20 protein-coding genes are annotated in these 25142 nt (G+C 65.0%); 15 read left to right on the top strand and 5 right to left on the bottom strand.

The window, feature by feature from the left end:
* Positions 1–208 precede the first annotated feature (208 nt).
* Complete coding sequence (locus tag ACM62G_RS01610; RefSeq protein WP_054061327.1) at positions 209–2245, top strand: NADPH-dependent 2,4-dienoyl-CoA reductase; 2037 nt, start codon at positions 209–211, stop codon at positions 2243–2245.
* A gap of 82 nt (positions 2246–2327) precedes the next feature.
* Complete coding sequence (locus ACM62G_RS01605; protein WP_419736585.1) at positions 2328–3245, top strand: 1-aminocyclopropane-1-carboxylate deaminase/D-cysteine desulfhydrase; 918 nt, start codon at positions 2328–2330, stop codon at positions 3243–3245.
* Positions 3246–3425: 180 nt separating this feature from the next.
* On the opposite strand, the gene ACM62G_RS01600 is transcribed toward ACM62G_RS01605, so the two are convergent.
* Complete coding sequence (locus ACM62G_RS01600; RefSeq protein WP_054061559.1) at positions 3426–3977, bottom strand: cytochrome b; 552 nt, start codon at positions 3975–3977, stop codon at positions 3426–3428.
* 284 nt (positions 3978–4261) lie between these two features.
* Here ACM62G_RS01600 and ACM62G_RS01595 point away from each other — a divergent pair, with 284 nt between their 5' ends.
* Positions 4262–5545 carry an arsenic transporter gene (locus ACM62G_RS01595; protein ID WP_054061558.1) on the top strand — a complete coding sequence of 428 codons (1284 nt, stop codon included), beginning with the start codon at positions 4262–4264 and terminating at the stop codon, positions 5543–5545.
* A 16-nt stretch (positions 5546–5561) separates the two neighbouring features.
* On the opposite strand, the gene ACM62G_RS01590 is transcribed toward ACM62G_RS01595, so the two are convergent.
* A complete protein-coding gene (locus ACM62G_RS01590; RefSeq protein WP_054063813.1) occupies positions 5562–6512 on the bottom strand; it encodes a DUF1853 family protein in 951 nt (316 codons plus the stop codon).
* Positions 6513–6618: 106 nt separating this feature from the next.
* On the opposite strand from ACM62G_RS01590, the gene ACM62G_RS01585 reads away from it, so the two are divergent.
* The 12 genes from ACM62G_RS01585 (at position 6619) to ACM62G_RS01530 (ending at position 19497) form a co-directional block, all read left to right on the top strand.
* Positions 6619–7509: an NAD(+) kinase gene (locus tag ACM62G_RS01585; RefSeq protein ID WP_054063812.1), complete on the top strand. Its 891-nt coding sequence runs from the start codon at positions 6619–6621 to the stop codon at positions 7507–7509.
* Positions 7506–8480, top strand: coding sequence for a metallophosphoesterase (locus tag ACM62G_RS01580; protein ID WP_419737589.1), 975 nt, complete (start codon positions 7506–7508; stop codon positions 8478–8480). Before ACM62G_RS01585 ends, ACM62G_RS01580 begins: the two co-directional genes overlap by 4 nt.
* Entirely contained in the window at positions 8477–9355 is an 879-nt protein-coding gene (locus ACM62G_RS01575; protein ID WP_419736584.1) for a rhomboid family intramembrane serine protease, read from the top strand. Before ACM62G_RS01580 ends, ACM62G_RS01575 begins: the two co-directional genes overlap by 4 nt.
* A 33-nt stretch (positions 9356–9388) precedes the next feature.
* Complete coding sequence (locus tag ACM62G_RS01570; RefSeq protein ID WP_054059175.1) at positions 9389–9649, top strand: YeaC family protein; 261 nt, start codon at positions 9389–9391, stop codon at positions 9647–9649.
* Positions 9646–10476 carry a DUF2797 domain-containing protein gene (locus ACM62G_RS01565; protein WP_419736583.1) on the top strand — a complete coding sequence of 277 codons (831 nt, stop codon included), beginning with the start codon at positions 9646–9648 and terminating at the stop codon, positions 10474–10476. Before ACM62G_RS01570 ends, ACM62G_RS01565 begins: the two co-directional genes overlap by 4 nt.
* Positions 10477–10488: 12 nt before the next feature.
* Positions 10489–13146, top strand: a complete 2658-nt coding sequence (pepN, locus tag ACM62G_RS01560) for an aminopeptidase N (RefSeq protein ID WP_419736582.1) — start codon at positions 10489–10491, stop codon at positions 13144–13146.
* A gap of 435 nt (positions 13147–13581) precedes the next feature.
* The gene (locus tag ACM62G_RS01555) at positions 13582–14634 is read left to right on the top strand and encodes a WD40/YVTN/BNR-like repeat-containing protein (RefSeq protein ID WP_273820532.1); all 1053 of its coding nucleotides are present in this window, start codon (positions 13582–13584) and stop codon (positions 14632–14634) included.
* 21 nt (positions 14635–14655) lie between these two features.
* A complete protein-coding gene (locus ACM62G_RS01550) occupies positions 14656–17031 on the top strand; it encodes an efflux RND transporter permease subunit (RefSeq protein ID WP_419736581.1) in 2376 nt (791 codons plus the stop codon).
* Positions 17032–17225: 194 nt separating this feature from the next.
* Positions 17226–17510, top strand: coding sequence for a DUF5629 family protein (locus tag ACM62G_RS01545; RefSeq protein WP_054059170.1), 285 nt, complete (start codon positions 17226–17228; stop codon positions 17508–17510).
* Entirely contained in the window at positions 17500–18672 is a 1173-nt protein-coding gene (locus tag ACM62G_RS01540; protein ID WP_419736580.1) for a lactonase family protein, read from the top strand. The genes ACM62G_RS01545 and ACM62G_RS01540 overlap by 11 nt, the downstream gene beginning before the upstream one ends.
* A gap of 157 nt (positions 18673–18829) precedes the next feature.
* Positions 18830–19009 (top strand): hypothetical protein, encoded by a 180-nt coding sequence (locus ACM62G_RS01535; protein WP_054059168.1) that lies wholly within the window; start codon positions 18830–18832, stop codon positions 19007–19009.
* A gap of 281 nt (positions 19010–19290) precedes the next feature.
* Positions 19291–19497, top strand: a complete 207-nt coding sequence (locus tag ACM62G_RS01530; protein ID WP_054059167.1) for a hypothetical protein — start codon at positions 19291–19293, stop codon at positions 19495–19497.
* A gap of 21 nt (positions 19498–19518) precedes the next feature.
* On the opposite strand, the gene ACM62G_RS01525 is transcribed toward ACM62G_RS01530, so the two are convergent.
* Genes ACM62G_RS01525 through ACM62G_RS01515 form a run of 3 tightly spaced genes read right to left on the bottom strand, consistent with a single transcriptional unit; the run spans position 19519 to position 25021 of the window.
* Entirely contained in the window at positions 19519–20142 is a 624-nt protein-coding gene (locus ACM62G_RS01525; RefSeq protein WP_054063807.1) for a glutathione S-transferase, read from the bottom strand.
* The gene (locus ACM62G_RS01520; RefSeq protein WP_419736579.1) at positions 20139–23780 is read right to left on the bottom strand and encodes an AAA family ATPase; all 3642 of its coding nucleotides are present in this window, start codon (positions 23778–23780) and stop codon (positions 20139–20141) included. Before ACM62G_RS01520 ends, ACM62G_RS01525 begins: the two co-directional genes overlap by 4 nt.
* Positions 23777–25021: an exonuclease SbcCD subunit D C-terminal domain-containing protein gene (locus ACM62G_RS01515; RefSeq protein WP_419736578.1), complete on the bottom strand. Its 1245-nt coding sequence runs from the start codon at positions 25019–25021 to the stop codon at positions 23777–23779. The genes ACM62G_RS01520 and ACM62G_RS01515 overlap by 4 nt, the downstream gene beginning before the upstream one ends.
* Positions 25022–25142: the final 121 nt, after the last annotated feature.

The raw sequence follows: 25142 nt of genomic DNA, 5'->3' as shown, positions 1-25142 counted from the left end.
GGGTAAAGCTGGCGGCCGTGGGCGGAATTCATCGACTAGGGTAGGGCTGATGGCGGCAGTTGCCAAGCAGGACTGCGCATTTGGATCAATAACTTGTCAGTTTCGATCATTGAGCCGCCCTCGACGGCTCTTTAATGTGCCAGTCATACATCAGACGGGAGCCGCAGAGCCCCCGCATTCCGTGATCTAGCCTGTCCTGGAGTTTGCCATGACCGCCACTTCGTACCCGCACCTGCTGGCCCCGCTCGACCTGGGTTTCACCACCCTGCGCAACCGCACCCTGATGGGGTCCATGCACACCGGCCTTGAGGAAAAACCCGGTGGTTTCGAGCGCATGGCGGCCTATTTCGCCGAACGCGCCCGTGGCGGTGTCGGCCTGATGGTCACCGGCGGCATCGCGCCGAACGAGGAGGGTGGGGTCTACTCCGGGGCGGCCCGGCTGACCACCCGCGAGGAGGCGGAGCAGCACCGCATCGTCACCCGCGCGGTGCACGAGGCGGGCGGCAAGATCTGCATGCAGATCCTTCACGCCGGGCGTTATGCCTACAGCCCGAAACAGGTGGCGCCGAGCGCGATCCAGGCACCGATCAACCCCTTCAAGCCCAGGGAACTGGATGAGGCGGGCATCGAGAAGCAGATCGCCGATTTCGTCACCTGCTCGAGCCTGGCCCAGTCCGCCGGTTACGACGGCGTCGAGATCATGGGGTCGGAAGGCTACTTCATCAACCAGTTCCTGGCGGCCCATACCAACCACCGCACCGACCGCTGGGGCGGCAGCTACGAGAACCGCATGCGCCTGCCGGTGGAAATCGTGCGGCGGGTGCGCGAGGCGGTCGGTACCGATTTCATCATCATCTTCCGCCTGTCGATGCTCGACCTGGTGGAAGGCGGCAGCACCTGGGACGAGATCGTGCAACTGGCCAAGGCCATCGAAGGTGCCGGTGCGACGCTCATCAATACCGGGATCGGCTGGCACGAGGCGCGGATCCCGACCATTGCCACCAAGGTCCCGCGTGCCGCGTTCACCAAGGTCACGGCCAAGCTGCGCGGCTCGGTGTCGATCCCGCTGATCACCACCAACCGCATCAATACCCCGGAAGTCGCCGAGCAGGTGCTGGCCGAGGGCGATGCCGACATGGTGTCGATGGCCCGGCCATTTCTGGCCGACCCGGACTTCGTCAACAAGGCCGCCGCCGGGCGTGCCGACGAGATCAACACCTGCATCGGCTGCAACCAGGCCTGCCTGGATCACACCTTTGGCGGCAAACTGACCTCGTGCCTGGTCAACCCGCGGGCCTGCCATGAGACCGAGCTGAACTACCTGCCTGTCAGGCAGATCAAGAAGATCGCCGTGGTCGGCGCCGGCCCGGCCGGCCTGGCGGCGGCCACCGTGGCGGCCGAACGTGGGCACCAGGTGACGCTGTTCGATGCGGCCGGCGAAATCGGCGGCCAGTTCAACGTCGCCAAGCGCGTGCCCGGCAAGGAGGAATTCTACGAAACCCTGCGCTACTTCAAGCGCAAGCTGCAGACCACCCATGTCGAACTGTGCCTGGACACCCGCGTGGACGTCGCGCAACTGGTGGCCGGCGGTTATGACGAGATCATCCTCGCGACCGGCATCAGCCCGCGGGTGCCGGCCATTCCGGGCGTCGAGCATGCCAAGGTGCTGAGCTACCTGGACGTGCTGCTCGGGCGCAAGCCGGTGGGCGACAAGGTGGCGGTGATCGGCGCCGGTGGCATCGGCTTCGACGTCTCGGAGTTCCTCGTGCACCAGGGCGTTGCCACCAGCCAGGATCGCCAGGCGTTCTGGCACGAGTGGGGGATCGACACCGGGCTCGAGGCACGGGGCGGCATCGCCGGGATCAAGCCGGAGGTCCATGCGCCGGCGCGCCAGGTGTTCCTGTTGCAGCGCAAGGCCTCCAAGGTCGGTGATGGCCTGGGCAAGACCACCGGCTGGATTCATCGCACCGGGCTGAAGAACAAGCGGGTGCAGATGCTCAACAGCGTCGAGTACCTGAAGATCGATGACGAAGGCCTGCATATCCGTATCGGCGAGGGCGAGCCGCAGGTGCTGCCGGTGGACAACGTGGTCATCTGTGCCGGTCAGGACCCGCTGCGCGAGCTGCAGGAAGGCCTGGTGGCAGCAGGGCAGAACGTGCATCTGGTCGGTGGTGCGGATGTTGCGGCCGAACTGGATGCCAAGCGGGCGATCAACCAGGGTTCGCGCCTGGCCGCCGAACTCTGATCCCGGCCGTGTCCCGCAATTGACTTCAGAGGGGGGGGCAGTTTGATAGACTGGGCGCCGTTTTCCAGGTTGCGGTCCCCCGATGTTGCCTCCGCCCGACTGGCGTCCCCACGCGCCACTTGAACCCCTTCACCTCGACTGGCTCGCCCGGGCCGGCGTCGAGGTGGCGGTCCTGCGCCTGGACCTGATCGATCCCCTGATCAGCGGCAACAAGTGGTTCAAGCTCACCGAGCACATTGCCGCCGCCCGCCAGGTCAATGCCACAGGCCTGATCAGCCTGGGGGGCGCCCACTCCAACCACCTGCACGCCCTGGCCGCCGCCGGCAAGCGCTTGGGCTTTGCCACCGTCGGGCTGCTGCGTGGTCATCCAGTCGAAACCCCGACGGTGCTCGATCTCCAGGCCTTTGGCATGGAGTTGCACTGGCTCGGCTACGAGGGTTATCGCAAGCGCCATGCGCCGGACTTCTGGACGACCTGGCGCAGCCGTTACCCGCACCTGCATGGGGTGCCCGAGGGCGGCGGCGGACTGGCGGGCGCGCGCGGTTGCACGGTGCTGCCCGCCATGGTCGAGGCACAGTTGCCAAGGCTCGGCTGGGATGACTTCCACGGCTGGTGGCTGGCGGCCGGAACCGGCACCACCGCCGCCGGACTGGTGCTGGCCGAGGCGGGCCGGCGAGGGGTCCATGCCGCACTGGCGGTACCGGCAGACCACGGTGTCGCGCCCTCGATGACGAAGATCCTCGACGAGGCCGGTGTGGCGGACAGCGGCTACGAACTGGTCGATGCCTGCCGTGGCGGTTTCGCCAGGGTCGACCCGCACCTGCAGGCCTTTGTCGCCGAGAGCGAGCGACAAGGCGGCGTGCCGCTGGAGTGCCTGTACACAGGCAAGGCCCTGCTGGCCTTGCGGGAACAGGTGGAGGCCGCACGCTTCGCTGCGGGTACGCGATTGGTCTTCGTACATACCGGTGGCCTGCAGGGCCGCCGGGGTCTGATCCTGTAGCGGCACGCCCTCCACGGGCCATGCGAACCCCCAGGCGCCTGGCTTGCCAGCCTCCTGGCGATCGAAGGGCCCCTTCGCCGGCAATCCGGGCTCCCACAGGTGCGTGTGGGCCATGAATTTGGTGTGGAGCCGTTCAGGGCGGGCCATGCAGGGCCCACTTTCGGCCGCCGGCGCGGTACCTCAGGATGGGCGGCCGGGGATGATCCGCACCAGGGTGTTATCGCGCACCACATAGTGGTGATAGAGCCCGGCCAGGGCGTGCAAACCGATCAACCAGTAGCCCAGGGTGCCGGCCAGTTCGTGCCAGCCCTTGATTTCCTTGGCCAGCGGGCGATTCTCGGCGATCAGGGTCGGCAGGTCGATGCCATAGAACATCACCTGGTGACCCAGGCCGCTGACCACCAGCCAGCCGAGCAGCGGCGTGGCGATCATGAACAGGTACAGCGCGATGTGCATCAGCTTCGACAGCAGCCTTTGCCAGGTCGGCGGGTTCGGTACGATCTTCGGCGCCACGCCGATGGCCCGGGCCACCAGCCGCAGCCAGACCAGGGCGAACACGGTCAGCCCGAGCATGTAGTGGAATTCGACGATCAGCGCCCGGCCACCACTGCCTTTGGGAAACTGGCCGCGAAACTCGATGCAGCCATAGACAATGACCAGTAGCACCAGCATCAACCAGTGCAGGGCGATCGACATGCTGCTGTAGCGGCTGTCGGTGTTCTTCCAGGGCATGGATTGTTCCTCACTCATCAGGGCGTGACGCTCCGTTCTTGAGCGGCGGAGTCGTTCCTACACTCTAATACGCTTTCGTGCCCTTTGCCTGAGGCAGATTGGCAGGGGCGTTGCGAAGTTTCGTGAATGAAAATGACTTTTCCCTGTGGCTCCCTTCGCGGACTTGCCCGTGAAGAGGCGATGGTGTTTTATCGCCTGCCTGCGGAATTATCTCCCCGGTCCGGCACTCTGTTTGCTGAACCGTCCTCCACGAATCTCCCGCCGAACCCACGGACCCTGTTTTCATGCTGATAGCCGTACTGATTTTCCTGCTGACCATTACCCTGGTGATCTGGCAGCCCAAGGGGCTCGGCGTGGGCTGGAGCGCCATGCTCGGAGCGCTGCTGGCCCTGCTCAGTGGAGTGGTCCAACTCAGCGATATCCCGCTGGTCTGGCAAATCATCTGGAATGCCACCGCGACCTTCATCGCCCTGATCATCATCAGCCTGCTGCTCGACGAGGCCGGCTTTTTCGCCTGGGCGGCGCTGCATGTCGCCCGCTGGGGGCAGGGCAGCGGACGCCGCCTGTTCGCCGCCTTCGTCCTGCTGGGGGCGCTGGTCTCGGCGTTGTTCGCCAACGATGGCGCGGCGTTGATCCTCACCCCGATCGTCATCGCCATGCTGCTGGCGTTGCGTTTCTCCAAGGCGGCGACCCTGGCCTTCGTCATGGCCGCCGGCTTCATCGCCGACACCGCCAGCCTGCCGCTGGTGGTGTCGAACCTGGTGAATATCGTTTCGGCGGACTATTTCCACATCGGTTTCAACGCCTATGCGGCGGTCATGGTGCCGGTGAACCTGGTCAGCGTGGCGGCGACGCTGCTGGTGCTGATGGTGTTTTTCCGCCGTGACATTCCGGCGCGATACGACCCCGAGCAACTGGAGGCTCCGACCAGCGCGATCCACGATCGGGCAACCTTTATTGCCGGCTGGTGGGTGCTGGGTATCCTGCTGGTCGGCTGTTTCGCCCTCGAGCCGCTGGGGATTCCCATCAGCGCCATTTCGGCGGTCTGCGCCGCGCTGCTGCTGGGGATCGCCGCCCGTGGCCACCGGATCTCCACGCGCAAGGTGTTGCGCGAGGCTCCGTGGCAGATCGTGATTTTCTCCCTGGGCATGTACCTGGTGGTGTATGGCCTGCGCAATGCCGGGTTGACCGGCTATCTCGCCGGCTGGCTCGACCGTTTCGCCGAGCACGGGGTCTGGGGCGCGGCCATGGGGACCGGGCTGCTGACCGCGTTTCTGTCGTCGATCATGAACAACCTGCCGACCGTGCTGATCGGCGCGCTGTCCATCGACGCCAGCCATGCCGGCGGGGTGGTCAAGGATGCGATGATCTATGCCAACGTCATCGGCAGCGACCTGGGGCCGAAGATCACCCCGATCGGCAGCCTGGCGACCCTGCTCTGGCTGCATGTGCTGGAGCGCAAGGATATTCGCATCGGTTGGGGGTACTACTTCAGGGTCGGGATCGTGCTGACCTTGCCGGTGCTGCTGGTGACCCTGGCGGCGCTGGCCCTGCGCTTGTCCGTGTAGATCGCCGCGAGGGCCCTCAAACCGACCCCGGCACGTTCGGCCACAGATCGGCCACCAGGAACAGCCGCTCGGCTTCCTCCCAGTCCCCCGCGCCATTGCGGGTCAGGCGTACCAGCAGTTGCGCCGGCGCCTGGGGGGCGAGTTGGTCCAGCCAGTCATCCAGCCGCTCTTCGGTCCAGGCCTGCTCCTCGCCGTAGTGCGCCGGAGCCAGCCAGGCGTGGCGCGGCAGCGGCTGCCAGCGCCCTGGCGGGCTCTGCACGCGAAAGTCCGCCCAGTCGCGCTGATGCAGCCAGCGCCCGTGCAGATGCTGTGGGTGCACCCCGCGCGGCGGACACGAATTGCCGGGCCACGGATACAGCAGATAACCGCCGAGCCACAGCTGTGCACTGAAGTGCCCGACTCCCAGCGCCGCCAGCGCTTCGCGGCTTTCCGGGCGGGCGGAGATCGGCAACTGGTGCTCGCTCAGGTGTGCCAGCTTGCGGTCCAGGCGGTCATGGCAGCCGGGGCCGAGCCAGCGCTCCGGCGCTTCGCCACGACCTTGTTGCGGCCCCAGGTAGAGCTTGATCGCCAGCTCCAGATGATGCACGCCGTCGCGGTCGCGCAGCAGCAGGTCGAGTTCGCCCAGGGTATGGCCTTCGCGGCGGATCGGCAGGTTGGCGCCGATCAGTTCGATACCCGGTGCGTGGCGCACGGCGAACTGCCAGAGCCGCTCGTAGTACAGCCCCAGTCGCCGGGTGGTGGCCTGGGCCAGCCAGTGCTGCAGCCCGGCACTGTCGCGATCCAGTTCGCGCAGCCAGTGTTCCAGCTGTGCGGGCGACTGCACCCAGTCGCTGCCGGCCAGCGGGTGGCGCTGGGGCCAGGGCGTGTCGAGGAGCATCGGCGGCGCCAGGATGACCCAGGCCAGGTCGCGCACTTCGGGGTGGCGCAACTGCCGGGGAAGGTTGAGCAAGCCGGGAAACAGGATCATTCTGCGAGCATAGCCGTTTGCTTCGAGGCTGAAAGGATTTTGTCTCGGACCGGGTTTCGCCCATAATCGTTCTTTTGCCTGCCGCAGAACCTTTTTCAGGAGCCCCATGGAGCAATTTCGCAATATCGGCATCATTGGCCGCCTGGGCAGTTCGCAGGTGCTGGATACCGTTCGCCGTCTCAAGCGTTTCCTGCTCGAGCGGCACATGCATGTGATCCTCGAGGACACCATCGCCGAAGTGCTGCCGGGCCACGGCCTGCAGACGTCTTCCCGGAAGATGCTCGGCGAGGTCTGCGACATGGTCATCGTCGTCGGCGGCGACGGCAGCCTGCTGGGCGCCGCCCGCGCGCTGGCGCGGCACAATGTGCCGGTGCTGGGGATCAACCGCGGCAACCTGGGCTTTCTCACCGATATCCGTCCGGACGACCTCGAGGTCGAGGTGGCCAAGGTCCTCGACGGCCACTACCTGGTGGAGAACCGCTTCCTGCTGCAGGCCGAGGTGCGCCGCCACGCGGAAGCCATCGGCCAGGGCGATGCGCTCAACGATGTGGTGCTGCACCCCGGCAAGTCGACGCGGATGATCGAGTTCGAGCTGTACATCGACGGCCAGTTCGTCTGCAGCCAGAAGGCCGACGGCCTGATCGTCGCCACTCCTACCGGTTCCACCGCCTACGCGCTGTCGGCCGGCGGCCCGATCATGCATCCCAAGCTCGATGCCATTGTGATCGTGCCGATGTACCCCCATACCTTGTCCAGCCGCCCCATCGTGGTGGATGGCAACAGCGAACTGAAAATCGTGGTATCCCGGGACATGCAGATCTACCCACAAGTCTCCTGCGACGGCCAGAACCATTTCACCTGCGCGCCGGGTGATACGGTGACCATCAGCAAGAAGCCGCAGAAACTGCGCCTGATCCACCCGCTGGATCACAACTATTACGAAGTCTGCAGGACCAAGCTCGGCTGGGGCAGCCGGTTGGGTGGTGGAGGCGACTGATGCTCGATCCCGCACGTGGCTACGATCTGATCGGTGATGTGCACGGTTGCGCTCATACTCTCGAACATCTGCTGGACATGCTCGGCTATCACAAGCTGGGCGGTGTCTGGCGGCATGCCTCGCGCATGGCGGTGTTCCTCGGCGATATCATCGACCGCGGCCCGCGCATTCGCGAGGCGCTGCATATCGTCCACGACATGGTCGAGGCCGGGCAGGCGCTGTGCATCATGGGCAACCACGAGTTCAACGCCCTGGGCTGGACCACGCCGGCGCCGCCGGAGAGTGGCAAGCAGTTCGTCCGTGAGCACACGCCGCGCCATGCGCGGCTGCTGCACGAGACCCTGACCCAGTTCGAGGGGCACCCGGCCGACTGGCACGATTTCCTCGGCTGGTTCTACGAGTTGCCGCTGTTTCTCGATGCCGGGCGTTTCCGCGTCGTCCATGCCTGCTGGGACGGCGGGCTGATCGAGCCGCTGCGCGCGCAGTATCCGCACGGCCGCATCGACGAACACTTCGTCCAGGCGTCGGCGGTGGCCGGCAGCTTTGCCTGCACCGTGTTCGATCGCCTGCTGCGCGGCACCGACATGCGCCTGCCGGACGGCCTGACCCTGACCGGTGGCGACGGCCTGACCCGCGCGTTCTTCCGCACCAAATTCTGGGAGGACGATCCGCAGACCTACGGCGACATCGTCTTCCAGCCCGACGCCCTGCCCGAGCAGGTGGCGCGCAAGCCGCTGTCGCCGCGGGAAAAGAGCGCCTTGCTGCGCTACGGCCTGGAGGAACCGATGCTGTTCGTCGGTCACTACTGGCGCAGTGGCCGGCCGATGCCGATCCGTCCCAACCTGGCCTGCCTGGACTACAGCGCGGTGCTCTACGGCAAGCTGGCGGCCTATCGGCTGGACCAGGAAACCCGACTCGACCCGAACAAGTTCGTCTGGGTCGACGTCGAACGCCCCGAGGTTCCGAAATGACCGCCACCGCTGTCCTGCGCCTGCCACTGGGCACCGACCTCAGCGGCTTCGTGCAATTGCTGCAACGCCTGCAGGTGCCGCATCGGGTCAACGAGGAACGCGGGGAGCAGGTGCTGTGGGTGCCGGAGTCGGTCAGTGCCGATGTGCTGGCGCTTTATCAGCGCTTCCCCGACGGCGATCCGCACAATCAACTGGAGGTGCCGTCACTGCCCGTGGCGCAGACGCCCGTTCGGCCGAGCCTGGCCCAACAGGTGCGCCACAGCCCGGTCACCGCACTGGTGCTGTTGCTGACCCTGGTGGTCGGCGCGATCACCTGGCTGGGCGACAGCCTGGCGACGCTGCACTGGTTCACCTTTCTCGATTTTCGCGTGAGCGGCGAATACATCCAGTTCACCCCCCTGGACGATGGCCTGGCGGCGGGGCAGTGGTGGCGGCTGGTGACGCCGATGCTGCTGCACTTCGGTTTCCTGCACATCGCCATGAACGGCATGTGGTACTGGGAACTGGGCAAGCGCATCGAACTGCGCCAGGGCGGCATCAACCTGCTGGGGCTGACCCTGCTGTTCAGCCTGGTGTCGAACTTCGCCCAATACTACGTCAGTGGCCCGACCCTGTTCGGCGGCCTGTCCGGTGTGCTCTACGGCCTGCTCGGGCATTGCTGGATCTACCAGTGGCTGGCGCCCAACCCGGTCTACCGGCTGCCCCGCGGGGTGCTGGCGATGATGCTGATCTGGTTGCTGGTGTGCCTGTCCGGAGTGATCTCTCTCATCGGTTTCGGCGAGATCGCCAACGGCGCCCACGTCGGTGGACTGCTCATCGGATGTTTCACCGGTCTGTTGGGTGGGCTGTGGTCCCGGCGTAAACTGGCCGCCTGATTCGAATGTCTTGAAAAAGTCTGGAGACTTTCAATGTCCTCTTTCATCGAAATGATTGAAAACATCACCCCCGATATCTACCAGAGCCTGAAACTGGCGGTGGAAATCGGCAAATGGTCCGACGGCCGCAAGCTCACCACCGAACAGCGGGAGCTGTCGTTGCAGGCGATGATCGCCTGGGAGACCCAGAACCTGCCGGAAGAGGAACGCACCGGCTACATGGGCCCGCAGGAGTGCGCGTCGAAGTCGGCGCCGATTCCGAACATCCTGTTCAAGTCGGATGCCATCCATTGATCGAGCTCGGCCGTGGTGCAGTCAGCAAGATGGCGACGCGTCTGGACGCGTCCACCGTGCAATATACATTCCGCCTAGGCGACAGCGAGGTGCCGGTCAATCCGCTGATCGGCCAGAAGCTGCGTCTGGAGTTCCTCGGCGCCATCCACTGCAGCCATTGCGGGCGCAAGACCAAGACCAGCTTCAGCCAGGGCTACTGCTACCCGTGCATGACCCAACTGGCGCAGTGCGACACCTGCATCATGAGCCCGGAACGCTGCCACTATGACGCCGGCACCTGCCGCGAGCCGGCCTGGGGCGAGCAGTTCTGCATGACCGACCACGTGGTCTACCTGGCCAACTCGTCGGGGATCAAGGTCGGCATCACCCGGGCCACCCAGTTGCCGACCCGCTGGCTCGACCAGGGCGCCAGCCAGGCGTTGCCGATCATGCGCGTGGCGACCCGCCAGCAGTCCGGCTTCGTCGAGGACCTGTTTCGCAGCCGGGTGGCCGACAAGACCAACTGGCGCGCCTTGCTCAAGGGCGATGCGCCTGCGGTGGACCTGCGCCAGGTGCGCGACCAGCTCTTCGAGTCCTGCGCCGAGGGCCTGCTGGCCCTGCAGGAGCGTTTCGGCCTGCAGGCGATCCAGCCGGTGCGGGACGTCGAGCCACTGGAAATCCGTTACCCGATCGAGGCCTACCCGACCAAGATCGTCAGCTTCAACCTGGACAAGAACCCGATTGCCGAAGGCACGCTGATGGGGATCAAGGGCCAATACCTGATCTTCGACACCGGCGTGATCAATATCCGTAAATACACGGCCTACCAGCTCGCCGTGCATCAGTAAAAGGACGCACCCATGCGCACCGAACAGCCGAAGATGATCTATCTGAAGGACTATCAGGCCCCCGAGTACCTGATCGACGAGACGCACCTGACCTTCGAGTTGTTCGAGGACCATACCCTGGTCCATGCGCAACTGCTGATGCGCCGCAACCCGGTACGCGGGGCGGGCCTGCCGCCGCTGGTGCTCGATGGCCAGTTGCTCGAACTGCTGTCGGTCAGCCTGGACGACCGCGAGCTGGGCGCCGCGGACTACCAGCTGGACGAGAATCACCTGACCCTGCAACCGGCGAGTGAGCGTTTCACCGTCGATACCAGCGTGAAGATCCACCCGGAGAGTAACACCGCCCTGGAAGGCCTGTACAAATCCAGCGGCATGTTCTGCACCCAGTGCGAAGCCGAGGGTTTCCGCAAGATCACCTACTACCTCGATCGCCCGGACGTGATGAGCAAATTCACCACCACGGTGATTGCCGAGCAGCACCAGTACCCGGTGCTGCTGTCCAACGGCAACCCGGTCGGCAGCGGCCCGCAGGAAGACGGACGGCACTGGGCGACCTGGGAAGACCCGTTCATGAAGCCGGCCTACCTGTTCGCGCTGGTGGCCGGTGACCTGTGGTGCGTCGAGGACAGCTTCACCACCATGACCGGGCGTAATGTCGCACTGCGCATCTATGTCGAACCGGAAAACATCGACAAGTGCCAGCACGCCATGAACAGCCTGAAGAAGTCCATGCGCTGGGACGAGGAGGTCTATGGCCGCGAGTACGACCTGGATATCTTCATGATCGTCGCGGTCAACGACTTCAACATGGGCGCGATGGAGAACAAGGGCCTCAACATCTTCAACTCCAGCGCCGTGCTGGCCCGTGCCGAAACCGCCACCGACGCCGCGCACCAGCGGGTCGAGGCGATCGTCGCCCACGAGTACTTCCACAACTGGTCGGGCAACCGCGTGACCTGCCGCGACTGGTTCCAGCTGTCGCTCAAGGAAGGTTTCACCGTGTTCCGCGATGCCGGGTTCTCCTCGGACATGAACTCGCGTACGGTCAAGCGCATCCAGGACGTCGCCTACCTGCGCACCCACCAGTTCGCCGAGGACGCCGGCCCGATGGCCCACGCGGTGCGGCCGGACAGCTTCATCGAGATTTCCAACTTCTACACCCTGACCGTCTACGAGAAGGGCTCTGAAGTGGTCGGCATGATCCACACCCTGCTCGGTGCCGAAGGCTTCCGCAAGGGCAGCGACCTGTACTTCGAGCGCCACGACGGCCAGGCGGTGACCTGCGACGACTTCGTCAAGGCCATGGAGGACGCCAACGGTGTCGACCTGACCCAGTTCAAGCGCTGGTACAGCCAGGCCGGCACCCCGCGCCTGGCGGTCAGCGACAGCTACGATGCGCAGGCGCAGACCTACAGCCTGACCTTCCGCCAGAGCTGCCCGCAGACACCGGACAAGCAGGAAAAACTGCCGTTCGTGATACCCGTGGAGCTGGGCCTGCTGGATGCCCAGGGCGCCGAGATCGCCCTGCAACTGGCGGGCGAGGCGGTGCCGGGGGCCACCAGTCGCGTGCTCTCGGTGAGCGAAGCCGAGCAGACCTTCACCTTCGTCGGCATTGCCGCCAAGCCGTTGCCGTCGCTGCTGCGCGGCTTCTCGGCCCCGGTCAGGCTGAGCTTCCCCTACGACCGCGATCAGTTGATGTTCCTGATGCAGCACGACAGCGACGGTTTCAACCGCTGGGATGCCGGCCAGCAACTGTCGGTGCAGGTGCTGCAGGACCTGATCGGGCAGCACCGCAAGGGCGAGGAACTGGTGCTCGACCAGCGCCTGGTCGTGGCCCTGCGCAGCGTACTGGCCAACGAACAACTGGACCCGGCGATGGTCGCCGAGATGCTGTCGCTACCGAGCGAAGCCTACCTCACCGAGATCAGCGAAGTGGCCGAGGTCGACTTGATTCACGCGGCCCGCGAATTTGCCCGCCGGCAACTGGCCGAGCAACTGTTCGACGGCCTGTGGCAGCGTTACCAGGCCAACCGCGAGGTATCGAGGAACACCGCCTACATCGCCGAGAACGAGCATTTCGCCCGCCGTGCGCTGCAGAACATCGCGCTGTCCTACCTGATGCTCAGTGGCCAGCCGCAGGTACTGGCCGCGACCCTGGAGCAGTTCGACGCCGCCGACAACATGACCGAACGCCTGACCGCTCTGGCGGTGCTGGTGAATTCGCCGTTCGAGGCGGAGAAAGCCAAGGCCCTGGCGGTGTTCGCCGAGCACTTCAAGGACAACCCGCTGGTCATGGACCAGTGGTTCAGCGTGCAGGCCGGCAGCACGCTGCCCGGTGGCCTGGAGCGGGTCAGGGCACTCATGGAGCACCCGGCGTTCACCCTGCGCAACCCGAACAAGGTGCGTGCGCTGATCGGTGCGTTCGCCGGGCAGAACCTGGTCAACTTCCATGCGGCGGACGGTTCCGGCTATCGCTTCCTGGCGGACATCGTGATCCAGCTCAACGCGCTGAACCCGCAGATCGCCTCGCGCCAGCTGGCGCCGCTGACCCGCTGGCGCAAATACGACAAGGCCCGCCAGGCGTTGATGAAGGCCGAGCTGGAGCGTATCCGTGCTTCGGGCGAGCTGTCGGCGGACGTCTTCGAGGTGGTCAGCAAGAGCCTGGCCTAACCCGTACCGGGTGGGAGCAGGATTTATCCGCGAAGCCTTTAGCGCTCGGAAGGCCCCTTCGCGGATGAATCCTGTTCCCCTGGCCTGTGATCGTTCCCGCGCTCCGCGTGGGAATGCCTCCCCGGACGCTCGGCGTCCGCTCTTGTGACGCACAGCATCACGGCTGTGCTCCCAGGCAGAGCGTATGAAGCATCATCCGTAGTCCTTCTTCATCATCCCTCCTGATGCCCCGATATTCATGTCCCCCGCGATACCCCGGGTTAACAAAAGATAACGTGGCGTCGATTGTCAGACGATTCCAAAGCCCGATAGGATAGTTCCAGCCTTGGAAGGGGCTCTAGATTGCCGGTTTCAGACGATCGGCAGTGCTGAAAACGCCCTCGAAGGCGCCCTGAAGGGTTGGATGACCTAACAATAATAAGGGGGAAAAGGTCTATGAATGAGCCTGTGAAGAGTACGGGTTCCCGTCGTCCGCCGAGCTGGCGGCGTGCGGTCTTGCTGACCTCGATGCTCTCTCTGTCCGGGCTGGGGCTGCCGGCCGGTTCGCTTTGCGCCGCCGAGGCCGGCACGGCCGACGGCGTCTACTCCATCGAATCCTCCAAGGCCGCCAAGGGCCTGTTGCTCGACGTGGTCCACGCCGGTGCCCGCCTGGTCGCCGTGGGGGATCGCGGGCATATCCTGTTTTCCGATGACCAGGGCACGACCTGGACCCAGGCCCGGGTGCCGACCCGACAACTGCTCACGGCGGTCTATTTCGTCGACGACAAGCACGGCTGGGCCGTCGGCCACGATGCGCAGATCCTCGCCAGCAACGACGGCGGTGCCACCTGGAGCAAGCAGTTCGAAGACCTCAAGCGCGAAGCGCCATTGCTGGACGTCTGGTTCAAGGATGCCAACACCGGTTTCGCCGTCGGCGCCTATGGGGCCCTACTCGAAACCACCGATGGCGGCCAGCACTGGGAAGATGCCAGCGACCGCCTCGACAACGAAGACCAGTACCACCTCAACGCCATCGCCGCGGTCAAGGACTCCGGCCTGTTCATCGTCGGCGAGCAGGGCAGCATGTTCCGCTCGGCCGACTGGGGCCAGACCTGGGAACGCCTCGACGGTCCCTATCAGGGCTCGCTGTTCGGCGTGCTCGGTACCGCCGAACCGGGCACCCTGCTGGCCTACGGCCTGCGCGGCAACCTCTATCGTTCCAGCGATTTCGGCTCCAACTGGGAGCCGGTCGAACTCAAGGCCGCCCGCGGGGCGCTGGAGTTCGGTCTGTCCGGCGGCGCCCTGCTGGCCGACGGTTCGCTGGTGATCGTCGGCAATGGTGGCAGTGTGATCCGCAGCACCGATGACGGCGTGACCTTCAGTGTCTTCAATCGTCCCGACCGCATTTCCCTATCGGCGGTCACCACGGCCGGCAACGGCAACCTGATCCTGGTCGGCCAGGGGGGCGCCCATGTCGCCTCGCCAACCGGCAGTGAGCAGGGCAAATAACAAGAAGGCGGGGAGTTTCACATGAGCAGTCATCATCAGGACAAGGCGACGTTTCTCGAACGCCTGATTTTCAACAACCGCCCGGCAGTGATCGTGATCTGCCTGCTGGTCAGCATCTTCCTGTTCTGGCAGGCGACGCTGATCCGTCCGTCCACCAGCTTCGAGAAAATGATTCCGCTCAAGCATCCGTTCATTGAAAAGATGATGGAGCACCGCAACGATCTGGCCAACCTCGGCAACACCGTGCGCATTTCGGTGGAGGCCCGGGACGGTGACATCTTCAGCAAGGCATACATGGACACCCTGCGCCAGATCCACGACGAGGTTTTCTACATCCCCGGCGTCGATCGTTCCGGCCTCAAGTCGCTGTGGAGCCCCAGCGTGCGCTGGACCGAAGTGACGGAGGAGGGCTTCGCCGGCGGCGAGGTGATCCCGCAGAGCTACAACGGCTCAGCCGACAGTCTCGACCAGCTGCGCAACAACGTGCTCAAGTCCGGCCAGGTCGGGCGCCTGGTGGCCAACGACTTCAAGTCGAGCATCGTCGATATCCCGTTGCTGGAGTCCTACCCGGACCCGCAGGACCAGGGCAAGCTGCTCAAGCTCGACTACCAGAAGTTCTCGCACCAGCTCGAAGAGAAGATCCGCAACAAGTTCGAAGCGCAGAACCCCAACGTGAAGATCCACATCGTCGGTTTCGCCAAGAAGGTCGGCGACCTGATCGACGGCCTGATCATGGTGGTGATGTTCTTCGGCGTGGCCTTCGTCATCACCCTGGTGCTGCTGTACTGGTTCACCTGGTGTATCCGCAGCACCATCGCGGTGCTGATCACCACCCTGGTGGCGGTGATCTGGCAACTGGGGCTGATGCATGCCGCCGGTTTCGGCCTGGATCCGTACTCGATGCTGGTGCCGTTCCTGATCTTCGCCATCGGCATCTCCCACGGCGTGCAGAAAATCAACGGTATCGCCTTGCAGTCCAGTGAGGCCGACAATGCCCTGACGGCGGCGCGGCGGACCTTCCGGCAACTGTTCCTGCCGGGGATGATCGCGATCCTGGCCGATGCCGTGGGCTTCATCACGCTGCTGATCATCGATATCGGGGTGATCCGCGAACTGGCGATCGGCGCGTCGATCGGCGTGGCGGTGATCGTGTTCACCAACCTGATCCTGTTGCCGGTGGCGATTTCCTATGTCGGCATCAGCGGCAAGGCGGTCGAGCGCAGCAAGAAGGACGCGACCCGCGAACACCCGTTCTGGCGCCTGCTGTCGAACTTCGCCAGCCCCAGGGTGGCCCCGGTGTCGATTTTCCTGGCCCTGCTGGCCTTCGGTGGCGGCCTCTGGTACAGCCAGAACCTGAAGATCGGCGACCTCGACCAGGGTGCGCCGGAACTGCGTCCCGACTCGCGCTACAACAAGGACAACAGCTTCATCATCAACAACTACTCCACCAGCTCCGACGTGCTGGTGGTGATGGTCAAGACCGCGTCCGAGGGTTGCTCGCGCTACACGGCCATGGCCCCGATCGACGAACTGATGTGGAAGATGCAGAACACCGAGGGCGTGCAGTCGGCGATCTCCCTGGTGACCGTGTCCAAGCAGATGATCAAGGGCATGAACGAGGGCAACCTGAAGTGGGAGACCCTGTCGCGCAACCCGGATGTGCTGAACAACTCCATCTCCCGCGCCGATGGCCTGTACAACGCCGACTGCTCGCTGGCACCGGTGCTGGTGTTCCTCAACGACCACAAGGCTGCCACGCTGGACCGGGCGGTTCATGCGGTGCAGGACTTTGCCAAGGAGAACAGCAGGGAGGGCCTGGAATTCCTGCTTGCGGCCGGTAACGCCGGGATCGAGGCAGCGACCAACGAGGTGATCAAACAGGCGGAACTGACCATTCTGATCCTGGTGTACATCTGCGTCGCGGCCATGTGCATGATCACCTTCCGCTCCTGGGCGGCGACCCTGTGCATCGTCCTGCCGCTGGTGCTGACCTCGGTACTGGGCAACGCGCTGATGGCCTTCATGGGGATCGGCGTGAAGGTCGCAACCCTGCCGGTGGTGGCGCTGGGCGTGGGTATCGGCGTGGACTACGGGATCTACATCTACAGCCGCCTGGAGAGTTTCCTGCGTGCCGGGCTGTCGTTGCAGGAGGCCTACTACCAGACCCTGCGTTCCACCGGCAAGGCGGTGCTGTTCACCGGCCTGTGCCTGGCGATCGGTGTCTGCACCTGGATCTTCTCGGCGATCAAGTTCCAGGCCGACATGGGCCTGATGCTGACCTTCATGCTCCTGTGGAACATGTTCGGGGCGCTGTGGCTGCTGCCGGCGCTGGCGCGGTTCCTGATCAAGCCGCAGAAGCTGGCGGGCAAGGTGGGGGGATCCTTGCTGGCCCATTGAGACCGTCAGAAAAGCTTCGCGGGCAAGTCGGATCGCCGCACCGCCGGCTCCTACAGGGCGGTGTGCACCTCGGTCTTGTGCCTGGCACAGACCTGTAGGCGTCGGGCCTGCCCGCGAACCGCCCCTGGCGGACACACGCTGCGATGCAATATCGCCTATCATTGCCCCTTTCCCGAAAAATGATAGAAACCGCCATGACCGACACCTTGCCCACTGCCCTTGAAGCCTGCGACATGCTGGAAATCGACGGCCTGCACGCCTTCGATTTCACCCTCGACGATGCCGGCCTGCTGATCGAGTGCATGGACGGGCGCGCCGCCAAGCGTTGGAGCTTCAGCCTGGCCCAGGTGCAGGCGGCCACCTTCGACGAGACCCTGCAGAGCTGGGTCGTGGTCGGCGACTCCGGCGAGCATCGCCTGGTGTGCCTGAGTGCGTTCAGTGCCCGGGAGCAAGCGGAGGATGAACAGGATGATGCGTAAGTTCTGGCCCCTGCTGATGGCCGGCAGCATCGGCTCGATGCCGGTCCTGGCGGCCCCAGGCGACACCGTCCAGTTGCTGGTCGGCTCCTACACCGCCGGCAGGAGCGAAGGCATCTACCGCCTGCAGTTCGACAGCCGCACCGGCAAGCTCGACCCCAAGCCGCTGCAGGTGATCAAGACCGCCAATCCTTCCTGGCTGACCCTCTCCGGCGACCAGCGTCGGCTCTACGCGGTCAATGAAAACGGCCCCGGCCAGAAGGACCCGGTCGGCCGGGTCAGCAGCTACTCGGTCGACCCCAGGAGCCACCAGCTCAAGCCGATCAACCAGGTGCAGAGCCTGGGCAGCGAGCCGACCCATGCCAGTCTGAGCGGCGACCAGCGCTACCTGTTCGTCGCCAACTATTCGGTACTGGAAGATCCGGGCGGCAGCCTGGCGGTACTGCCGGTGGATGCCAAGGGCAAGCTGTCGCCGCCGGTCCAGCTCAGCAGCCACCCGGCCAGCCTGGTCAACCTGGAGCGGCAGGCTTCGGCCCATGTGCATTCGGTGGTGTCGTCGCCGGACGGGCGTTTCGTCTTCGCCAGCGACCTGGGTGCGGACAGGATTTTCGTCTACCGGTATGACCCCAAGGCCAACCCGGAACGGCCGCTGACCCCGGCCAACCCGGCCTACGTGCAATTGCCGCCGGGCAGTGGTCCACGACACCTGCTGTTCAGCGCCGATGGCAAGCATGCCTGGCTGAGCACCGAAATGAGCGCGCAGATCACCGTGTTCGACTACCAGGACGGCAAGCTCACCCAGAAGCAGCGGGTGGAACTGGCTGACCAGCAGCCGCTGTCGGACAAGGCCGCAGCGGCCCTGCATGCCTCGAAGGACGGCAAGTTCCTCTATGCCAGCAACCGTGGCACCGCCAACCAGTTGCTGGTGTTCGCCATCGACCCGGCCAGCGGCGAGCTCAAGGAACTGCAACGGCGTTCGGTGGAAGGCGATCACCCGCGTGAGTTCACCCTCGATCCGAGCGGCAGGTTCCTGCTGGTAGCCAACCAGAAGAGCAACCAGATCGTGGTGATCGAGCGCGATGCCGACACCGGCCTGTTGGGCAAAACCGTGCAGACCTTGCCCTTCGAGGCGCCGAGCTACCTCGGCTTCCTGCCGCGACAATAGACCGCAGGCCCCGGTTTACAAGGGGCTTGCACTTCTATTAATCACGCTGATATCCGCTACTGCTGCAATGAATTTCAACCCGAACAGCCCTCGGATGTACTTTGGACTCACGGCCTGAAAGGGCAAGCAAGCCAACCGACATTCGAGGATTTTCGACATGAACTTCAATCTCTTCTCCATCATCGCCGCTTCCGCCATCTCTGCCAGCGTTGCCCTTCCAGCCAGTGCCAGCGTCGAGATCAGCGAGAAAAAATCCCATACCCAGAGCTACACCCCCAAGTACCTGCAACAAAGCGCCAACTTCTACGCTGCCCTGGATCACAAGGCTCAACACTGAGCGCTGAACCACTCCGCAACGCCGGAGCGAATGCACTCATTCGGCAGTGGGTCCATTGACCGTCTGCCATGAGAGTGAATTCGCCCCGGCGTTGTCGTTTCTGCCGTTTTTGTTTCAACCCGATAACAGGATTCATATAAGCCGGGATTAAATTTGACGCTGGCTTATTGACTCTTGGCGATTAATATTGCTGATAACGACTATTTAAATAGTTGCCTACTTAGTTATGCGGTTATGATGGATCCTATAGGCATGACATTCGCCTGTGGAGAAAGAACACCATGGCCAGCAACCTCCTGACATCTGCCCGACACGGCGCCTACCTGGCTATTGGCCTGTATGTGGCGCTGGTGCTCGTCATCAGTCTGTCGAGCCTGCTGCACGGCTCGGACGATGCGGCGATCCAGTTGGCGACGCCGAGCATTCCGCTCGAACACAAGACCCAGTCCGCCGGCGTGCTCGCGCACAACGCCGACGCCGGGGCCTGATTCACGGCTGACGCTAGCGGGTCAGTCGGCAGCTGTAGCCGGCTTGGCCATTACCGCGATAAACAGCGGTGAGGCGAGAAACCGCTCCAGCCAGTCCCGCAGTCGCCGATAGGGTGTCTGCGCGAACCACTCCCGATCGACATGGGCGAACTGCCGGACAAAGGGGGCCAGGGCCATGTCAGCCAGGCTGCGATGCTCGGCCAGCAACCAGTCGCGCTGTTGCAGCAGATCTTCCAGTTTGCGCAGGAACGGCTCGGCCTCGGCCCGGTAGTGCTCCATCGGAAACGCCGGGTAGCGCACCGCGTATTTGTAGCGGTCCAGCCGCCGCTTGAAGTCGCCGTCGTTTTCCTCGATCAGGGCCATTGCGGCCCGGGCGGCCAGCGGGTCGCCCTGTAGCAGCCAATCTTCAGGGTCATGCCGGGCCAGCGCCCAGTGCATGATCTCCAGGCTCTGTTCGATCACCTGCCCATCGCCGCAGGCCAGCACCGGCACCGTACCCTTGGCTGACAGCGCGAGCATCGCCGCCGGCTTGGCCTTGAGGCTGACTTCCTCGATGTGCACCGCCACGCCCGAGTAGCGCAGCGCCAGGCGCGCACGCATGGCGTAGGGGCAGCGGCGGAAGGAGTAGAGCAGCGCCGTTTTCATTTCACCTCCAGGGTACTCAGGCCGTTGCCCTGGCGTTGCACCTGGATCTGCACCGGGATGCGTTCGTGCATTTCCTGCACGTGGGAAATCACTGCGACCTTGCGCCCCTGGGCCTGCAGACCGTCGAGGGCGTCCATCGCCAGTTGCAGCGATTGCGGATCGAGGCTGCCGAAGCCCTCGTCGATGAACAGCGATTCGATCTTCAGCGTGCTCGAAGCCATCGAGGCCAGCCCGAGGGCCAGGGCCAGCGACACCAGGAACGTCTCGCCGCCGGACAACGAATGCACCGAGCGCAGTTCGTCGCCCATTTCGGTGTCCAGCACCAGCAGCCCGAGCATGCTGCCGCCGCGCTTGAGGCGGTAGCGCCGGACCAACTGACGCAGTTGCACGTTGGCATGGTGGACCAGCAGGTCGAGGTTGTAGGCCTGGGCCAGCTTGCGGAAGCGGTCGCCGGTAGCCGAGCCGATCAGCGCATCCAGGCGCGCCCAGCGCTGGTACTCGGCATAGGCCTGGGCAATGCGCTGCGCCAGCGCCTGGTTGGCATCCTGCCGACGTTGGTCGTCGACCTGTTCGGCCCGCAGTTCGGCGCAGTGCTGTTCGCTGGCGGCGAACTGCTGCTGACAGTCGGCCAAGGCGCTGGCCAACTGCTCGGCGTCGGGGTTGCCGTTGTGCTGGGCCTGGTGCGCCTGCAGGCGCTGTTCGCGCTCCTGCAGCAGAACCTGGGCCTGTTCGACGGCCTTTTCGTTGCGCAGCAGGTGCTGGCGCAGCTCGGCGACCTGGCTGTCGTCCAGTGCCAGCAAACTCTGCAGGGCGCTGTCGTCCAGTTCCGGGTGGCCGGTGCGCCATTCGGCGATCTTCCCCGCCAGCGCGTTGGCCTCCTGTTCCAGGGCCTGCTGATGCTCCTCCCGGGCCTTGAGCTCGGTCGCGATTTGTACCCGTTGCGTGCGCGTGTCCTGCAACGCCTGGGTGGTGCTGCTCTCGGCCTGGCGCGCCTGTTCCACCGCCTGCTCGAGTTGCTGCTGCCAGTGATCGGCACTGTCGTGTCCACCGAGCAATTGGCTCAGTTGCTGCTGGCTGGCCTGCTGCTGCGCGGCCAGTGCCTCGAACTGTTGCCTTGCGCCTTGCCACTGCTGTTCGCGGCTTTGCTGGCGCTCCAGTTCCAGCTCCAGGGCCTGTTGGCGCTGTTGCTGTTCGGCCAGTTCATCGCGTTGCTGTTCGCGTTGCTGCAGGCGCTCGGCGAGCTGCCGGTCCAGTTGCAGGAAGGTCGCCGCCGGTTCGTTGCGCAGGGCCTCCAGGGTCGGGGCCGGCAGCAGGGTGGCGAAGGCCGCCAGTTCATCGTCCAGGCGCTGGCGGTCGCCGGCCAGTTCGCGCTGCTGCTGCTCCAGTTGCCGGGCGGCCTGCTGGTGCGCGGCTTCGGCCTGGCGCAGTTGCTGGGTCAGTCGCGCGGCGTCCTGTTGCAGGGTGAGCAGGGCGTTCTGGCGCTGCTCGTCGCGTGTCAGGTTCTGGTTCAACTGGCCGGTTTGCCGCTCCAGCCAGGCATCGCGCTGGTCGGCGTGCTGGTCCAGCAGTTGGGCCGCCAGCGGATGCGCTTCCAGGCTGGGCGCCAGGGCCTGCTGCTGGCTCGTCAAGTGCTCCTGCTGGGCCAGCAGTTCCTTCTGCTGGGCGATCAGCCCACCCACCTCGGCACGCAGTTCGGTAAGCCGTTCCTTGAGCCGGTCCACGGCAGCCTGGGCATTGGCCTGTTCACTTTCATCGTGGCGGCCAAGGCTCTGCAGCAGTGCCTCGGGCTGATGGTAGGGATGTTCGTGGCTGCCGCAGACCGGGCAGGGCTGGTCATCCTGCAACTGTGCGCGCAGTTCCTCGACGCTGGCATTGCGGGCCAGGCGTTGACGTTCGAGCAGTTCGCGGGTGACGTTGAGCGTCTGTTCGGCCACCTCCAGTTCGGCCTTGGCCCTGACTCCGTCCTGGGTCAGGCGCTCGCGCTCCTGCTGGGCGCTGCTCAGGCGTTGCTGCAATTGGGCGGCGCGTTGGTCCAGGTCCTTTTGGCTGGACCATAGCCGGGCCAGGTCCTCGACGGCCCGCAACTGCTTGCGGTTGTCCTGCAGCAGGCTGCCGAGAATGCCGATCTGCTCGGCCACGGCGTCCGGTTCAGCGGCAGCCTCCTGATAGAGGACTTCCAGTTGCTGTTTCTGGGTGCCCAGCGCCTGCGCGGTTTCGCCGGCGGTGCGTTCGAGGCCGGCCAGTTCGGCCTGGCCCTGGTTGAGCCGGTTGCCGATCAGCATCAACTGCTGCAGGCGGTCGCGGTAGGCGGTCCAGGCCTCGCTCAAGGGCGCGAGATCGCTGCTGTGCTCCAGTTGCGTGGCAATCTGTTGCAGGCGCTCGGCAATCTGCTGCTGCCGCTCCTGCAGGGCCTGGATGGTCGCCTGGCCCTGGTCCCGGGCCTGCTGCGCAGTGTCTTGTGCCTGGGCGGCGAGTGCCGCATCCCTGGCCAGTCGGGCGAGGTTGCCTTGCTCGTCGAAGGCCTGGCGCAGCAGCGGGGCGCTGCCGCTCTGCTGCTGTTGCGCGCTGTTCAGTGCGGCCTGGGCGGTGGTCAGAGCCTGTTCCAGTTGTGCCTGGCGTTCGCTCAGCGCCTCATGCTGCTGGCGCTGCTGCGTGATCTGCTCGGCCAGGGGCGGCAGTTGCCCATCGATTTCCAGCTTGCGGGCAAACTGGTGCCGTTGCGGGGCCAACTGCTCCAGCCGTGTCAGCTTCAGGCGCTCGTCGGCCAGTACCTGCTCTTGTTGCCGGAGGCTTTCCAGTTGTTCGGCAGCCGCCTGGCGGGCGTCCTGCAACTGCTGCAATTCCTTGAGCCAGCCGTGCTGCTGTTCGAGCTGGCGCAGTCGGGCCTTGTGCAGTTCCAACTGTCGCTGCGCGCTGTCGAAGCGTTCGTCGAGTTCGGCGCGGGCTTCGGGGCTCATCGGGGTGAGGCCCACCGCCTGGTCCTGCAACAGCTTGTGGGCTTCGCGGGCTTCCTTGGCCTTGTCGAAGGCGCGGCGACCGAGGCGAGTGTAGAGCGCGGTGTCGGTGAGCTTTTCCAGCAGTTCACTGCGTTCGTTGTCATCGGCCTTGAGGAAGGCGCTGAACTCGCTCTGGGCCAGCAGCACGGCGCGGGTGAACTGCTCGAAGTTCAGGCCGAGGCAGGCTTCCAGCTGGGCCTTGTATTCGCCTTTCTGGCTGGCCAGCAACTGGTCGCTGTCGAGGTCGCGCAAGCTCTGGCGGCTGGCCTGCAGCTTGCCATTGGCCTTGTCCCGGGCGCGGTTGGCTTCCCAGCGGGCGCGGTAGCGGCGACCGTCGATCCCGACGAAATCGACTTCGGCGAAGCCGGCACCGGTACCGCGGCGCAACAGGGTGCGGGGATCGCCGGTGCTGATTTCGCCATCGGCATCCGGCACCTTGGCATCGCGCGAGGCAGTGTTCAGTCGGGGTACGGCGCCGAACAGTGCCAGGCAGAGGGCGTCGAGCAGGGTGCTCTTGCCGGCGCCGGTCGGTCCGGTGATGGCGAACAGGCCGGTGCTGGCCAGCGGCTCGGCGGTGAAGTCCAGTTCGAACGGGCCGGCCAGGGAGGCGAGGTTCTTCAGGCGAATGGCAAGAATCTTCATGGCTGCTCGTCCTCCAGCTGCACTTCCTGCAACAGCAGGGCGAAGTCATCGAGGGTCTGCGCGTCCACTTCGTTGCCGTAGTGGTCCTGCCAGGCGCGGCTGAACAGGTCCTGGGGGCTGAGCTGGTCGAGCTCGACGAGGCGTGCGTTATCTTCCTCGTCTTCGCGTGCACCGCGGCCGGCGTATTCGGCGGCGATGCGCACCAGGCGCACGGCCTTGCCCTGCAGGGCACTTTCGATCTGCTGGCGCAGGTCCGGCTGCGGTTCGTCGAGGCGTACCCGCACCTCCAGCCAGGGTTGGCGTTGCAGGTCGGCCAGCAGGTCGACATCGGGCAGCTCGGCGAGCCTTTCCAGGATTTCGGCGAGGGGCAGCGGGCCCAGGCGTTGCAGGTCGACGGCGCGTGGTACCAGGCGTGGTTCGACGCTGACCAGGGTTTCGCCGTCGAGCACGATATCGAGGATCTGGTGTTTGTAGCCGATCTCCGAGAACGACAGCGGGATGGGTGAGCCGCTGTAGCGGATACGTTCTTCGCCGTTGACCTTCTGCGGCTTGTGCAGGTGACCCAGGGCGACGTAGCTGACGCTGGCATCGAACAGACTGGCGGGCAGGGCCTCGGCGCTGCCGATGATCAGGCTGCGTTCGGAGTCTTCGGAAACCGAGCCGCCGGCCATGTGCGCGTGGCTGATGGCGACCAGTGCCTGGCCGGGCTGGCGCCTGGCCTTGGCAGCCTCGATCAGCCAGCGGTGGACCTGGCCGATGCCACGCAGGTAATCGTCGCCCAGCAGCGCGCCGGTGACTTCGGCCGGGCGCAGGAAGGGCAGGGCCAGGCACCAGCCGGCGATCTCGCCGTTGGCGGCGGGCAGCGGGATCAGCAGGCGCTCGCTGTCGAGCTGGCCGTCCTCCAGCCAGAGCACCCGGCCCAGGGCGTGGGTGCGCAGGCGGCGCATCAGCGGCGCCGGCAGTTCGATGCGCGAGCCGGAGTCGTGGTTGCCGGCAATCATCACGATGGTCAGTTGCGGCTGTTGCTCGTGGGCGCTGACGATGAAGTCGTAGAGGCGCTCCTGGGCTTTGACCGGCGGGTTGACGGTGTCGAAGATATCGCCGGCGATCAGCAGTACGTCCGGTCGTTGGCTGGCCAACTGGGCGAGCAGCCAGGTCAGGAAGCAGGCGTGTTCGAAATCCCGTTCCTGGCCATGAAGGTTCTGGCCCAGGTGCCAGTCGGAGGTATGAAACAGGCGCAAGGCAAACTCCGCGAAGACGGTGGCGACCGCTCAGGACAAGGTGGCGGTGCGAAAGACCGACAAGTCTACTGGTAAATCCGTGGGGAGTGGCGATACGGGTTTTGAGGCATCAGGAAATTTC

It is taken from the genome of Pseudomonas sp. COR18 (assembly GCF_048568395.1).
GTDB classification, from domain to species: domain Bacteria; phylum Pseudomonadota; class Gammaproteobacteria; order Pseudomonadales; family Pseudomonadaceae; genus Aquipseudomonas; species Aquipseudomonas fuscovaginae_B.
This window is presented reverse-complemented; position numbering and strand designations above follow the sequence as displayed.

What these genes read in the sequence shown, in the direction of transcription:
- ACM62G_RS01610 (WP_054061327.1), top strand. Translation starts at nt 209, where the DNA reads ATGACCGCCACTTCGTACCCGCACCTGCTGGCCCCGCTCGACCTGGGT.
- ACM62G_RS01605 (WP_419736585.1), top strand. Translation starts at nt 2,328, where the DNA reads ATGTTGCCTCCGCCCGACTGGCGTCCCCACGCGCCACTTGAACCCCTT.
- ACM62G_RS01600 (WP_054061559.1), bottom strand. Translation starts at nt 3,977, where the DNA reads ATGCCCTGGAAGAACACCGACAGCCGCTACAGCAGCATGTCGATCGCC.
- ACM62G_RS01595 (WP_054061558.1), top strand. Translation starts at nt 4,262, where the DNA reads ATGCTGATAGCCGTACTGATTTTCCTGCTGACCATTACCCTGGTGATC.
- ACM62G_RS01590 (WP_054063813.1), bottom strand. Translation starts at nt 6,512, where the DNA reads ATGATCCTGTTTCCCGGCTTGCTCAACCTTCCCCGGCAGTTGCGCCAC.
- ACM62G_RS01585 (WP_054063812.1), top strand. Translation starts at nt 6,619, where the DNA reads ATGGAGCAATTTCGCAATATCGGCATCATTGGCCGCCTGGGCAGTTCG.
- ACM62G_RS01575 (WP_419736584.1), top strand. Translation starts at nt 8,477, where the DNA reads ATGACCGCCACCGCTGTCCTGCGCCTGCCACTGGGCACCGACCTCAGC.
- ACM62G_RS01570 (WP_054059175.1), top strand. Translation starts at nt 9,389, where the DNA reads ATGTCCTCTTTCATCGAAATGATTGAAAACATCACCCCCGATATCTAC.
- pepN (WP_419736582.1), top strand. Translation starts at nt 10,489, where the DNA reads ATGCGCACCGAACAGCCGAAGATGATCTATCTGAAGGACTATCAGGCC.
- ACM62G_RS01555 (WP_273820532.1), top strand. Translation starts at nt 13,582, where the DNA reads ATGAATGAGCCTGTGAAGAGTACGGGTTCCCGTCGTCCGCCGAGCTGG.
- ACM62G_RS01550 (WP_419736581.1), top strand. Translation starts at nt 14,656, where the DNA reads ATGAGCAGTCATCATCAGGACAAGGCGACGTTTCTCGAACGCCTGATT.
- ACM62G_RS01545 (WP_054059170.1), top strand. Translation starts at nt 17,226, where the DNA reads ATGACCGACACCTTGCCCACTGCCCTTGAAGCCTGCGACATGCTGGAA.
- ACM62G_RS01540 (WP_419736580.1), top strand. Translation starts at nt 17,500, where the DNA reads ATGATGCGTAAGTTCTGGCCCCTGCTGATGGCCGGCAGCATCGGCTCG.
- ACM62G_RS01535 (WP_054059168.1), top strand. Translation starts at nt 18,830, where the DNA reads ATGAACTTCAATCTCTTCTCCATCATCGCCGCTTCCGCCATCTCTGCC.
- ACM62G_RS01530 (WP_054059167.1), top strand. Translation starts at nt 19,291, where the DNA reads ATGGCCAGCAACCTCCTGACATCTGCCCGACACGGCGCCTACCTGGCT.
- ACM62G_RS01525 (WP_054063807.1), bottom strand. Translation starts at nt 20,142, where the DNA reads ATGAAAACGGCGCTGCTCTACTCCTTCCGCCGCTGCCCCTACGCCATG.
- ACM62G_RS01520 (WP_419736579.1), bottom strand. Translation starts at nt 23,780, where the DNA reads ATGAAGATTCTTGCCATTCGCCTGAAGAACCTCGCCTCCCTGGCCGGC.